We start from the raw sequence: 12,016 nt of genomic DNA on the forward strand, positions 1-12,016 counted from the left end.
TGCCGGCGGCCCGCCCCCCCCCCCCCCCCCCCCCCCCCGGGCCCGGGCCCCCCCGCCCGGGCCCCACCGCGCGGCCTCGCCCGGGTGCTCCCACCTGTGGATCGGGCTGTGGAATCTGTGGATAACTTCGCCGCCGCAACCCCGACACCGGGTGTCCGCGACCGCCCGGAACGGGGTGCCACCCTGTGCGCGCGAGCGGGAACGTACCGGAGGCAGGCAGACGACGGCGCGCACGGACCGCTCGATTCCATCGACGCAGGCGACTCCCCGCGCGCGCCGACACATGGCAGGATCGAACACGTGACGAGCTCGGAGATTCCGTCGGTCCCGGTGGCCGAGGTGCCCGGCGCGTTCGACACGCCCGCACCCTCGGCGGATCCGCCCGCCATCCTGCTCGATGTGCGCGAGGACGACGAGTGGCGGCAGGGCCACGCGCCGGGCGCGATCCACATCCCGATGATGGACGTGCCTGCCCGCCTGGACGAACTGGACTACGACAGCGAGATCTACGTGATCTGCAGGCAGGGCGGCCGCTCCATCGAGGTGGCCGGGTACCTCGCCCACGTCGGCTTCGAGGTGGTCCAGTGCGACGGCGGCATGGTCGCCTGGCAGCAGGCGGGTCGCCCGCTGGTCGCCGAGGGAGACGGGCAGGCGAAAATCTACTGACCGAGGATCTACTGACCGACGATCTACGGACCGAGGACGAAGGGCGGGAACGGTGCATCCGGTGGGAGTGAGTTCGGTGGTGCGGTGAGTTCGGTAGTTCAGCCGTGTGCGCGCTGCGGGGCGCGATGGGCGGTTCACGGGTCGCCGATGCACTGGTGCCCGCGGTGTCGCGGCGTACTGCTGTCCCCCGGTCCCGTCGACGCGCCGCCGCAGCGCCGCAATTACCGCTGGGTCGCCCGCAAGCCCGACCGGGGGCCGCGCAGAGCCGTCCGCCCCGCCCGGCGCGCGCTCGGCCCGACGCCGCGCTACCGGGAGATCCCCCGCTGGGGGCTGCGCGACGTGCCCGCGCCCGCCGTGCCGGAGGCCGAGCACGGACTGGCGAGGTGGGCTCCGCGCGCCGAGCGGCTGCTGGTGCTCACCGCTGCGCTGTTCGCCGCCGCCGCGGTGGCCGAACTCGGCCGCTATCTCATCCTGCTGCGCAATCGCACCCGCCTCATCGATCCCTGGCTGCTGAAGATCTCCGACGTCTCGGTCTGGGTGAGCTCGCTGGCCGCCGCCGCGTGCGCGCTGGCCGCCGCGGTCGCCCTCGCGGGCTGGCTGGTCCGGCTGCGCGAAAGTGTCTTCGCCCGCTCCGGCGCGGCCGATCCCCGCTCGCCGTTCGTCATCGCCTTCGGCTGCCTGGTTCCGGTGGTGAATCTGGTCTATCCGGGCGTGTACCTCACCGAGACCGCGCGCGCCTGCGACGATCCCCGGCTGCTGCCCGCCGTGCGGCTGTGGTGGTCGGCCTGGGTGGGCAACGGCGCGCTGGTGGTCGCGGCGCTGCTGTGGCGCGGCGCCGACTCGCTGCAGGCCGAGGCCGACGGCGTGGTCTTCACCGCCTGCACCGACGTCGTCGCGGCGGCGGTCGCGGTGCTGACCCTCGGTGTGCTGCGGCTGTTCGAGGGCCGGGACCTGCGCGGGCGTGTCAGGATGGCGCAGCGATGGGTCGTCGCCAGCGACCCGGCGGTGCCGGTCATCGAGCCGGTGCGTGCCGGTTGCGCACCCCGGGATGCGCGCGGGGACGCGATGACCGAGGATCGACGGATCGACAACGCTGAGCAGGACCGGTCGCCCGCGCAGGACCGGCCGCAGAAGGAGGTCGTGGCCAAGTGAGCCGGGGTAGTCGCGCGCCGTTCGTGGTCGCGCACCGGGGGGCGTCCGCGGCGCGTCCCGAGCACACCCTCGCGGCGTACGAGCTGGCGCTGAACGAGGGCGCCGACGGTGTCGAGTGCGATGTCCGGCTCACCAGGGACGGCCATCTGGTCTGCGTGCACGATCGCACCGTCGACCGCACCTCCACGGGCTCCGGCCTGGTCAGCGAGATGACGCTGGCCGAGCTGAAAGAGCTCGACTTCGGCGCCGACGGCGAGCCCGCCTCGGTGCTCACCCTCGCCGAGCTGATCGAGCTGGTGCTGGACTGGCGCAGCAGGCCGGTGAAGCTGTTCATCGAGACCAAGCACCCGGTCCGCTACGGCGCGCAGGTGGAGAACAAGCTGCTGGCCGAGCTCCAGCGCTTCGGCATCGCCACGCCCGCCTCGGCCGATCACTCCCGCGCGGTGGTCATGTCCTTCGCCGCCACGGCGGTCTGGCGCATCCGCAGGGCGGCGCCACTGCTGCCGACGGTGTTGCTGGGGGAGTCCTCGCGTTATCTGGGCGGTGGCGCGGCCACCACGGTCGGGGCGACGGCGGTCGGTCCCTCGGTGAAGACGCTGCGCGAGCATCCCGAGCTGGTGGACAAGGCGGCAGCGGCCGGGCGGGCCACCTACTGCTGGACCGTGGACGAGGCCGCCGACGTCGAACTGTGCGCCGAGCTGGGCGTGAGCTGGGTGGCGACCAACCATCCAGGGCGCACCAAGGCGCTGCTCGCCGACGCCTGATCGGCGCGCCGGGCGTATTGCCCGTTCGGCCGCGGGTGCGGTGTAGGTTGTGCGCTCGTGGGAAAGAGCAAGCGCAACAGTCCGAAACCCGGCGGGAACCGGGCCCAGCGCCTGGCCGAGCGCAAGGCCGCGTTGGAGCAGGCAGCCAGGACCGTGACCCGCCCGTTCGAGGGCCTGGCCGCGGAATGCGATCTGGTCGCCCTGCGCGAATTCGTGCCGTCGGCGACCGGCGCGCTGCCGCTGGTGGCCTCGGTCGCCGCCGAGCGCGAGGTCGTGCTCGGCACGGTGCTGCCCGGCGCGGTCGCCGCGCTGGTGCGCGCGGGTGAGCCGCCGGTGGGCTATGTCGGTGCGCAGACGCAGTTCGCCGGCGCCGAACCCGGGGCGTATCTGGCGGCGGCGATCCTGTGGACCCAGTCGGCCGAGCCGGGCGATTCGCTGAACTCGGTGGAGAGCATCGCGGGCGGGCCGAAGCTGACCGATGTGCTCGACCCGGCGGCGCGGCTCGAGCTGACCGTGCACCAGGACTTCGACTGGTGGGTGCCCGAGGGCGTCACCCCCGACCCGCAGGTCGCGGCCACCATCGAGCAGGCCAAGCAGGCCGTCATGCCCTCGGCGCGGCTGGCGCTGGGCGCGGACTCGATCGGCGCCGCCTGGTGGGTGGACGCGGGTGAAAAGGCGCACGTGCGCTGGGTGCGCCCGGAGGACGAGGACGTGCTGATGGCGGCCCTGGCGCGCCTGCACGCCGCGGGCGGCCTGCACCTGGGCGAGGGCTCTCGCTTCGCGGGCTCGTTCCGCACACACGGCCTGCTGGTGCCGGTCTTCGACCTCGATCCCGAGCAGCACCCGAGCGAGTGGGAGAAGCCCGCGGCGGAGTTCGAGGCCAGGCTGTCGGAGGCGCTGGCGGCGGGCACCGAGCTGACCGCCGCCGAGCGCCGGTCCAGGGACGGCCTGCGGTCCCGCCAGGTCACACTGCGCTGAGGATTTCCAGGAAGGATCTTCTGAAAACCCCTTCTTTCTGACGTCTTGCGGTGTTAGGTTCGTCTCGTCGCCGCAAGGAGACACCGGGTCGCGACAGCCGGCCCGGGGATGATGAGGAAAGTAGGGTTCGTCATGGAGATTCTCCAGCTGCTTCTGGGTGTTCTCAGCTCGCTGAGCGCCGAGTAACGACTTCGTCGTCGGAAACACACCACAAGCCCGGCTCGCCACCACGAGCCGGGCTTGTCGTTTGTCCGTGTCGTGCCGAATCGCCCCTGGCCTCGGCGCTGTGAACACGGCCGTACGCACCGGCCGGATTCGCCTGTCGGCTGCGCCCGACGGCCGGGTGCGTCAGCCGACCGATCCGCCCGCCGCGGCGGGAGCGCCGGAGGCGTCGGGAACACCGCTCATCTCCCTGGCCACGAAATCCTCCAGATCGAACAGATTCGACCCGGCGCGGTCGGCGATGTTGAGCAGCGTCGTCATCGCGGCCACCTCCTCGACCTGCTCCTTGAGGAACCACTGCATGAACTGCTCGCCGAGGTAGTCGCCCTCCTCGCGGGCGGTGCTCGCCAGCCGGACGATCTGTTCGGTGACGGTGCGCTCCTGGGCGAGCGCCAGCGCGATCGGCTCGCGCGCGGTCTCGAAGTGCGACTTGGCCGCGTCGACGCCGGACAGCTCGACGCTGATGTCGCGATCGAGGAAGTAGCGCACGATCATCATCGCGTGATTGCGCTCTTCGACGGCCTGGCGGTAGAAGCGCTTGGCCAGCTGGGGCAGGTCCGCATTGTCGAACCACACCGCGATCGCGATGTACTGGTGTTCGGCGTTGAATTCGTGGCGGATCTGGTCGTGCAGCAGGCTGTGGAATTTGCTGTGCGGGCTCTCCGAATGACTGGACATATTCCAGACATTAATGCTGGTCAGAGCGCCTGTCATCCAAGCGCACCCTAATTGAGGTCAGCCGAACCTAAATTCGAAGGGCGCTTTGTCGCGAATCGGAAAATGGCCGCAGGATAGTCTTACCTAAATACCTTTTCCGGCTCCCGCTATTTCCGGTCCGCTCGGCCCGGATTTTCCCGGACCCGGCATGTCGCGCCCGACGAACTCCTCGATGTCGAACAGCGTGCCCTCCTCGCGATCGAATACCGCGAGCAGCGTGGTCAGCGCCGCGACATTCTCCTGCTGTTCCTCGAGAAACCAGGAGGCGAACTGTTCGCCGAGGTGATCGCCCTGGGAACGGGCGGTGTCGACCAGCGCGATCGCCGTGCCGGTGAACACCTGCTCGGCGGCGAGCAGGATTTCCACCGCCGCGCGCGGGGAGCGGAGATCCGAGCGCGGCTCGTCCACCCCGCCGATCCGCACCTCGATCGCGCGGTCGAGCAGATGGCGCACGCCGCGCAGCGCGTTGTCCCGGTGCCGGTCGTGCCGCCGGTAACACTGCGCGGCCAGGTGCGGTAACCGCCGCGCGTCGAAGTACACCGCACAGGCCAGATACTGCTGGGCGATGGTGAACCCGCGCCGGATCTGGTCGCGCAGCGCCACCGGGAACACCTCGGCGAGAGTGCTGTCGGTCATAGCGGTACGCTACCGCGCCAGCAGCGACTCCGGGATCTGCTCGTCGTCGGCCAGCGCTTCGAAGAACGGGATGGCCTTGTCGGTGTCCCACAGCAGCACGTTCCCGCTGCCCGCCACATCGCTGAACCCGCCGACCGGCACGGTGGTGGCCACCGTGTCGCCGCGCATGGCCCAGCCGAGCCTGCCCAGATCCCACAGGTGGTCGCCGTCGTCGACCTTCAGCGACTTCGCCGTGCCCGTGGCCAGCGGCCACAGCCGGAACGGGTTGACCAGCGTGGAGGTGCTGGTCGCCTTCTGCAACAGCGCGGAAAGGAACAGCCGCTGGTTGTTCATCCGGTCGATGTCGGCGAGCGCGGTGGCGCGGGTGCGCACGAAACCCAGCGCCTCCGGCCCGTTGAGGCGCTGGCAGCCCGCGGGCAGGTCGATGCCGGCCAGCGGGTCGTCGATCGCCTGCGGCAGGCAGATGTCGATACCGCCGAGGGCGTCGACCACGTCGGCGAAACCGGCGAAACCGATCTGCGCGTAGTGGTCGATGCGCAGGCCGGTGGCGATCTCCACGGTCTGCACCAGCAGTTGCGGCCCGCCGAGGGCGAAGGAGGCGTTGAGCTTGTCGCGGCCGTGGCCGGGGATGCTCACGTAGGAATCGCGCGGCAGGCTCACCAGCGTGGTCGGGCCGGAGCGGGGGATGTGCACCAGCATGATGGTGTCGGTGCGCTCGGGGCCGACCTCGCCACCGGTGGCCAGCTGCTGTTCCTGCTCGGCGGTCAGCCCCGAACGGCCGTCCGAGCCGACCAGCAGCCAGTTGGTGCCCGGGGTGTCGCCCACCCGGTCCTCGTAGTTCGCCAGCGCGTCGATCCTGGTGAGCTCGCCGTCCAGGTGGACGATGCCCGCGACCGAGCCGATCAGCAGCACCAGCAGCAACGCCAGGAACCAGCGGAAGGGATGGCGCTTGCGCCTCGGTCGCCGCGGCCTCGGCGCCGGGTCGTCACGGCGCGGGGGCGCGGCGGGCGGCGGAGGCGCAGTGGCACGGCGCGTGGCACCGGCACGCGGGCCGGGCGAGCGTTCGACGAACGGCTCGGGCTGCTGGGTGGGCGCCCAGCGACCGCCCCGATCCACCGTCGGCGGTTCCTCCCTCGCCTGCGACCAGGCCAGCGGCTGCTCGCCGGGCTGCTGGTCGCGGCGCAACACCCGGGTGGGTTCCACCTGACGCGGGGCAGGGCCCGGCGGGCCGCCCTGACCTCCAGGGCGCCCCGGACGGCGCGCCGCCGGATCGCCGTAGCGGGGATCGGCCGGTCCAGGCCGGGGGCTGCCGGGGTGGGGTCCGCCGCGGCGCGGATCGGGCGCGGGGCGGGCATGGCGATCACCGCCACGAGGGTCGGCGCCGCGCGGGTCGCGGCCGGGTGGCGGGCCCGCGGGCACGCCGGGCACTGCCTGCGGCGGCGGCACCCGGCGGGTCCGCGGGTAGCGGGGGTCGTCGCCGTTCATCAGTGTCGACTCTACTGTCCGAAGGTGGGAAAGGGGTTTTACACCGGATCGTGCCCGGCGGCCGTGCCCGTTACGGAAATCGGCATGTCAGACGGGTGATCTCCCGGCGTGTCGCGCCCCGAGCCCGACCGGCAACCGCCTGGCACCTGCCGCGCCGTCGGTCGTGAGCGGTGCACGGCGGTCAGGGCAGCCAGCCCACCCGGCCGCGCAGGGCGACATAGCCGAGATAGGCCACCGCGTCGATCAGCGCGTGCGCGATCACCAGCGGCCACAACTTGTTCGTGCGCTGCCAGTAGCGGCCGAAGATCAGCCCCATCACCACATTGCCGAGGCCGCCGCCGATGCCCTGATAGAGGTGGTAGCTGCCGCGCAGCAACGCCGAGGCCAGTAGCGCCGAGTTCGGCGACCAGCCGAGCGCGCGCAGTCTGGTCAGCAGCCAGCCCACCACCAGCACCTCCTCGGCCACCGAGTTGGCGCAGGCCGAGAGCACCAGCACCGGCAGCCGCCACCAGTGGTCGTCGATGGCGCTCGGCACGATGGTCACGCTCACCCCCAGCGCGTGCGCGATCAGATACAGCCCGAGCCCGGGCAGCCCGATCACCGCGGCCAGCACCAGGCCAGGCGGCAGGTCGGCGCGCAGCCTCGGCCTGGCCAGACCCACCAGCCGCGGCCCGATTCCGCTGCGCCACAGCAGGTACAGGCCGAGCGCCGCCCAGCCCGCCAGCCTGGCCACGCCCACCAGCTGGTACAGCAGGTCGACGAGCGAGTGCTCGGCCCGCGAGGCGTTGAGCGCGACCGTCCGGCCACGCACGCCCTCGGGAGACAGGGCGCTGTTCAGCAGTGAGAGGACGGCGCTGACGCCCTGCAGGCCGAAAGTGACGACCAGGACCACCGCGATCTCGATCCTGATGCCACGGCGCTCGCGGTCGGTCGGTTCGGGCGCGGGGTCGTGCGGCGGGTCGGTCGCGTCACCGGGGCCGGTGGGTGCCGCTGCGGCCGCGCGCGCGGCGGAGTCGGTCCGGGGGCGGCGGGAGTCCGGGGCGGCTGGCATGTCGTCGAATCTAGGCGGCGCCGAGGTCGGGCGGCATCCGCACGCCGCGCTGCGCACGGCCCCGGTGGTGGTCGGCCGGCGGCGCTCACCCGTGGCGCAGGCCGTTGAGGAAGGGGCAGCCCGCCAGCGTGCGCACGGCGCGGCTGAGCGACTCCACGTCGTCGACGGGGGCGCTGAAGGGCAGGCGGACGTCGTGGTCGCCGTCGTGGCCCTCGACGCGCAGGGTCAGGCCGTAGCGGTCGATGGCCAGCGGGTGGACGTCGCCGGTGCGCAGGCGCGGCGGGAGCTTGCGGGCGAGCTGGGCGAGGATGTCGGGGTGGTCGGCGTCGAGGTGCTGCAACCAGGCCGCCTCCAGCTGGCAGAACGGGTCGGGCGCCGCCGTGCGCACCTGCGCGGCGGGCACCGACTCCGCGCCGGTGGCGTCGGCGACCACGGCGGTGCCGACGACGAGGCGCAGCAGGGTGGCGCCGTGGCCGACGTCGAGCAGCTGCGGGTGCGGGTACTCCTCGGCGACCGCGCCGGCCAGCGCCCGCTGCGCGGTCTCGGGGACCGCGCGCACCACGCCGCGCAACCAGACCAGCGCGCGCACCGGTTCGCGCAGCGGCAGCGGGGCGTGGTCGGTGAGTTCGAGCACCGCGGCGGCGCCCGCCGGGCCGTGGTTCGCGACCAGTGCCGCCGCCACCGAGCCGGTCGGCACCGCGATCACCGCGTCCCCGCAGCGGCGCAGGTGGTGCACCGTGGTCGGGGTGGGGTCGATGCCGGGCAGCGCGAGCACCGAGGTCTCGGCATGCGCACACGCACTGCGCACACGTTCGGCGGCGCTCGGCGCGAGAGTCGGTGTTGTCGGCATGCAGACCTCCGGGGTGCGGCGGCACGAATGAGCCGCTATTTAGGTAAACCTAAGCTAAGTCAGCGGGGCGTGATCTGCAACCCTTTCCCGCATGCCGGTTACCCGCGGGCATCGCGGCAGCGCGCGCTACCGTGACCGGGTGGCACCGCAATCCCCCGCCGCCGACGGTTCCGCGCGCGAACCGGTCCTGATCGGCCTCAGCCCGCCCGCCCGCCGCAGCCTGGTGGCCGGGCTGGTCCGCGCGCCCGGCGACCGGCCTGCGCACCAGGTGCTCGACGCCGACCGCCCCGACGCGGAGGTCGCCGACTTCCTGGCGGGCATCGCCCACGCGGACACCGGCTACATCGCCCGCACCGACGACGGCGCCCGCGCGCTGGGGATCGTCGCCGCCACCACCGCGGCGCTGTGCGGGGAGGACATCAGGGCCGCGTTGCGCGAGCCCGACATCGCCTTCCTCACCGGACTGAAACCGGCCGCGATCGAGGCGGTCCGCCAAGTGTTGCTCGCCGTCGAGACCGAGCGGCCCGATCAGGTCCGGCAAGGCCTCTCCGTCCTGGGCGACTGACCCGGCGCCGGCCCGTCCACACCGTCGGGGACGGGGGAGGCAAACACCGCGCAGACACGATTCCCGGAAAACAAATACAGTCGAAGGCGTGCCGCACATCGCCTACTTCGGACCATCAGGGACCTTCACCGAGATGGCACTGGCCGACCTCGAGTCCGCCCATGTCATCGCCGGACCGGTCGAGCGCGTCGCGGCCCCTTCGCCGCCCGCCGCGCTGGAGATGGTGCGCAGCGGTGCGGTCGAGGGCGCCGTGGTGCCGTTCGAGAGCTCGATCGAGGGATCGATCTCCACCACGCTCGACGCGCTCGCGCTCGGCTCGCGCCTGCAGATCGTCGCGGAGACCGAGATCACCGTGGCCTTCGAGATCCTGGTGGCCCCCGGCACCCGGCTGTCGGACGTGCGGACCCTCGCCGTCTTCCCGGTCGCGCTCGGGCAGGTGCGCGAGTGGGTGGAGCGGACACTGCCCGGCGTGCGCATCCACACCTCGGCGTCCAATGCCGCGGCCGCGGAAGACGTGGTGGCCGGGCACGCCGACGCCGCTGTCTCCACCACGTTGGCCGGACAGCGTCTCGGACTGGAGGCGGCGGCCTCGGGCGTGGCCGACCACGAGGGCGCGGTCACCCGGTTCGTGCTGGTCCGCCGCCCGTGCGTGGCGCCGGCGCCCACCGGCTCCGACCGCACCTCCGTCGTGCTCGAACTGCCCAACGTGCCCGGCTCGCTCATGCGTGCCTTCGCCGAATTCGCCACCCGCGGCATCGATCTGAGCCGTATCGAGTCGCGCCCGACCCGGACGGGCATGGGCGACTACCGCTTCTACCTCGACTGTGTCGGCCACATCGACGATGCCGCGGTCGCCGAGGCGCTCAAGGCGCTGCACCGCACCTCCCGGATCAGGTTCCTCGGCTCCTGGCCGACGGCCACACCGACCGGCACGCCGCCGCCCTCGGACGAGGAAGCGGCGCAGTGGCTCACCCAGCTGCGGAAGGGAGTGGCCGATCTATGACGACCCCCGGCTCCACGGGCAGGCTGATCCTGGTGCGGCACGGTGAGACCGAGGGCAACGTGGCCCGGCTGCTCGACACCGCGGTGCCCGGCCTGCCGCTGACCGAACGCGGTGCGGCCCAGGCGAAGAACTTCGGCGCCCGCCTGACCGCCGCGCCCGCGGTGCTGCTCAGCTCCGTTGCCCTGCGCGCCCGCCAGACCGCCAGCTACATCGAGGAGGCCATCGGCATCCGCGCCGAATCGATCGACGACGTGCACGAGGTGCAGGCGGGCGATCTGGAGGGGCAGTCCGACGACGAGGCGCACCGCACCTTCCAGCGCATCTACGGCTCCTGGCATCACGGCGAACTCGACCTCGCCGTGCCCGGCGGCGAATCCGGCGCCGATGTGCTGGCCCGCTTCCTTCCGGTGATCGAGGATCTGCGCGACCGCTATCTGGTCCCGTCCTCGCACGCGGGGGATGTGCTGCTGGTCAACCACGGCGCCGCCATGCGTCTGGTGGCCAGGACCCTGGCGGGCATCGCGCCGCCCTTCTCGGTGACCCATCGCCTGGACAACACCGAGACCATCGAGCTGGTGCCCCGCGAGGACGGTGGCTGGGAGTGCGTGCGCTGGGGCCGGTTCGAGCCGCCGTTCGAGTACGCGAAAACGGCCTCGGCCCAGCCGACGATGGGCTGAACCGAGGCCGATCCGGCAGCGTGTTCGCCCGGCGGGCGCCCGTCAGACGGGCGGCGGCACGACCTGCGGGAACTCCTCCCGCTCCGGCAGCGAGGCGATCAGATCCTTGATCGCGGTGCGCAACCGCGCCGTGGTGCCACTGCTGATCGAGGTCCATTTCGTGCCGTCGTCGGCCGGCGCGGCGGTGAGCACGATGCGCCCGCCCCTGGTGTCGAAGACCGCGATGTGGCTGTCGGAGATCTCGCGGGTGCCGTCGCCGTAGACCACCGCCGAGATCTGGGTGTGCGAATGGATCTCGACCAGCGCCGAGGCCAGCGCCTGCACGTCGCGGGCCGGGGTGCACACCTTGGCCAGGCGTTCGGCGGTTGCGGCGGCATCGCCGGCGTCGCCGAAGATGGGTGCGAGCAGCTCGGTCTCGGCGTTCATGCTCTCGATCTCCAGCGGCTCGGCCCGGCCGAGCGCCGCGACGAGCGGACCGGGCAGATCCTCGTCGACCTCGGAGAGCACATAGGAGAACGGGCCGCGCAGGGCGACGACGGTCAGATCGTCGCCCTTGGCCAGGGCAAGCCTGCTGATCTGACCGTTGACCACCAGCCGCAGCGCCAACACCCAGTGCGGGCGGTACAGGGTGCGCAGCCTGTCCTCGAGCTCGCGGTGCACCACCCCGTCGATCAGCAGATCGCGCTCGGCCAGCTGACGCTCGGCGACCTCCATGGCCGCGTCGTGGTCGGCCCGGTTGTCGTAGCGGCCGATCGCCTGTAGCACCGTGGGCAGCTCGTCGAACTCGAGCGTCTCCAGCAGGAACTGCATCTCGTCGAGTCCGAGCGAAACGCTGCCCACCGTCGACGGTCCGCCCGCCGCGCCGAGGACGCTCACTCCTGCGGCCCCACCGCGGCGGCGCCGATCACGCCGTCGGCGGCGACCCTGCCGTCGCTGAAGTGATCGGCGCGCAGGTAGTCGGCGGCCTTGTGCTCGCCCTCGTCGTCCTGGCCGGACTGGGCGGTGCGGCCGAGCAGCGGGCTGCCCGCGGCGGCGGGGCGGGCCGCGGCCGAATCGACACGGGCGACCACATCGGTGGAAGCCGCGGCGGGCGCGGAGGCGGCGGGCATGCCCGAACCCCAGCCCGGGGGCAGTTGCACCGAGCCGTTCGGCAGGGCGGTGGAGCCGATGCCGACCGTGGCCGCGTGGGTGGCGGCGAGACCGGCCCCGCCCACACCGGCGGCGAGGCCGGCGCCCGCGAGCCCCGCGGG

At 72.6% G+C, this 12,016-nt stretch carries 13 protein-coding genes and 1 pseudogene; 7 read left to right on the forward strand and 7 right to left on the reverse strand.

What is annotated here, in order from left to right; all coding sequences use genetic code 11:
* Positions 1-300 precede the first annotated feature (300 nt).
* The 4 genes from QH283_RS10940 to QH283_RS10955 all read left to right on the forward strand — a co-directional run bounded on the left by QH283_RS10940 (position 301) and on the right by QH283_RS10955 (position 3,560).
* Positions 301-666, forward strand: coding sequence for a rhodanese-like domain-containing protein (locus QH283_RS10940; protein WP_280502905.1), 366 nt, complete (start codon positions 301-303; stop codon positions 664-666).
* Between the two features lie 147 nt (positions 667-813).
* Positions 814-1,818, forward strand: coding sequence for a DUF4328 domain-containing protein (locus QH283_RS10945; RefSeq protein WP_280502906.1), 1,005 nt, complete (start codon positions 814-816; stop codon positions 1,816-1,818).
* Complete coding sequence (locus QH283_RS10950; protein ID WP_280502907.1) at positions 1,815-2,582, forward strand: glycerophosphodiester phosphodiesterase; 768 nt, start codon at positions 1,815-1,817, stop codon at positions 2,580-2,582. The genes QH283_RS10945 and QH283_RS10950 overlap by 4 nt, the downstream gene beginning before the upstream one ends.
* Positions 2,583-2,639: 57 nt before the next feature.
* A complete protein-coding gene (locus QH283_RS10955) occupies positions 2,640-3,560 on the forward strand; it encodes a DUF5926 family protein (RefSeq protein WP_280502908.1) in 921 nt (306 codons plus the stop codon).
* A gap of 348 nt (positions 3,561-3,908) precedes the next feature.
* On the opposite strand, the gene QH283_RS10960 is transcribed toward QH283_RS10955, so the two are convergent.
* From QH283_RS10960 to QH283_RS10980, 5 genes are all read right to left on the reverse strand, one after another.
* Positions 3,909-4,460, reverse strand: coding sequence for a ferritin (locus tag QH283_RS10960; protein WP_280502909.1), 552 nt, complete (start codon positions 4,458-4,460; stop codon positions 3,909-3,911).
* Positions 4,461-4,583: 123 nt separating this feature from the next.
* Complete coding sequence (locus QH283_RS10965; RefSeq protein WP_280502910.1) at positions 4,584-5,135, reverse strand: ferritin; 552 nt, start codon at positions 5,133-5,135, stop codon at positions 4,584-4,586.
* 9 nt (positions 5,136-5,144) lie between these two features.
* Positions 5,145-6,323, reverse strand: a complete 1,179-nt coding sequence (locus QH283_RS10970; RefSeq protein WP_432420705.1) for an LCP family protein — start codon at positions 6,321-6,323, stop codon at positions 5,145-5,147.
* A 478-nt stretch (positions 6,324-6,801) separates the two neighbouring features.
* On the reverse strand, positions 6,802-7,671 hold the full coding sequence (locus QH283_RS10975) for a CPBP family intramembrane glutamic endopeptidase (protein ID WP_280502912.1): 870 nt from the start codon (positions 7,669-7,671) through the stop codon (positions 6,802-6,804).
* Positions 7,672-7,756: 85 nt separating this feature from the next.
* The gene (locus QH283_RS10980; RefSeq protein WP_280502913.1) at positions 7,757-8,521 is read right to left on the reverse strand and encodes a DUF2470 domain-containing protein; all 765 of its coding nucleotides are present in this window, start codon (positions 8,519-8,521) and stop codon (positions 7,757-7,759) included.
* 139 nt (positions 8,522-8,660) lie between these two features.
* Here QH283_RS10980 and QH283_RS10985 point away from each other — a divergent pair, with 139 nt between their 5' ends.
* From QH283_RS10985 to QH283_RS10995, 3 genes are all read left to right on the forward strand, one after another.
* Positions 8,661-9,086: a hypothetical protein gene (locus QH283_RS10985; protein WP_280502914.1), complete on the forward strand. Its 426-nt coding sequence runs from the start codon at positions 8,661-8,663 to the stop codon at positions 9,084-9,086.
* Positions 9,087-9,174: 88 nt separating this feature from the next.
* Complete coding sequence (gene pheA / locus QH283_RS10990) at positions 9,175-10,089, forward strand: prephenate dehydratase (RefSeq protein ID WP_280502915.1); 915 nt, start codon at positions 9,175-9,177, stop codon at positions 10,087-10,089.
* The gene (locus QH283_RS10995) at positions 10,086-10,766 is read left to right on the forward strand and encodes a histidine phosphatase family protein (RefSeq protein WP_280502916.1); all 681 of its coding nucleotides are present in this window, start codon (positions 10,086-10,088) and stop codon (positions 10,764-10,766) included. Before pheA ends, QH283_RS10995 begins: the two co-directional genes overlap by 4 nt.
* Positions 10,767-10,808: 42 nt before the next feature.
* Here QH283_RS10995 and QH283_RS11000 read toward each other — a convergent pair whose 3' ends face one another.
* Together QH283_RS11000 and QH283_RS11005 are read right to left on the reverse strand one after the other, a co-directional pair.
* Positions 10,809-11,642 carry an ESX secretion-associated protein EspG gene (locus QH283_RS11000; RefSeq protein WP_280502917.1) on the reverse strand — a complete coding sequence of 278 codons (834 nt, stop codon included), beginning with the start codon at positions 11,640-11,642 and terminating at the stop codon, positions 10,809-10,811.
* A pseudogene (locus tag QH283_RS11005) lies at positions 11,639-12,016 on the reverse strand (PPE family protein); the annotation flags it as partial. The pseudogene QH283_RS11005 and the gene QH283_RS11000, both read right to left, overlap by 4 nt.

The organism is Nocardia farcinica (genome assembly GCF_029867845.1).
Taxonomy (GTDB): Bacteria; Actinomycetota; Actinomycetes; order Mycobacteriales; family Mycobacteriaceae; genus Nocardia; species Nocardia farcinica_A.

What these genes read in the sequence shown, in the direction of transcription:
- QH283_RS10960 (WP_280502909.1), bottom strand. Translation starts at nt 4,460, where the DNA reads ATGTCCAGTCATTCGGAGAGCCCGCACAGCAAATTCCACAGCCTGCTG.
- QH283_RS10975 (WP_280502912.1), bottom strand. Translation starts at nt 7,671, where the DNA reads ATGCCAGCCGCCCCGGACTCCCGCCGCCCCCGGACCGACTCCGCCGCG.
- QH283_RS10945 (WP_280502906.1), top strand. Translation starts at nt 814, where the DNA reads ATGCACTGGTGCCCGCGGTGTCGCGGCGTACTGCTGTCCCCCGGTCCC.
- QH283_RS10995 (WP_280502916.1), top strand. Translation starts at nt 10,086, where the DNA reads ATGACGACCCCCGGCTCCACGGGCAGGCTGATCCTGGTGCGGCACGGT.
- QH283_RS10965 (WP_280502910.1), bottom strand. Translation starts at nt 5,135, where the DNA reads ATGACCGACAGCACTCTCGCCGAGGTGTTCCCGGTGGCGCTGCGCGAC.
- QH283_RS10980 (WP_280502913.1), bottom strand. Translation starts at nt 8,521, where the DNA reads ATGCCGACAACACCGACTCTCGCGCCGAGCGCCGCCGAACGTGTGCGC.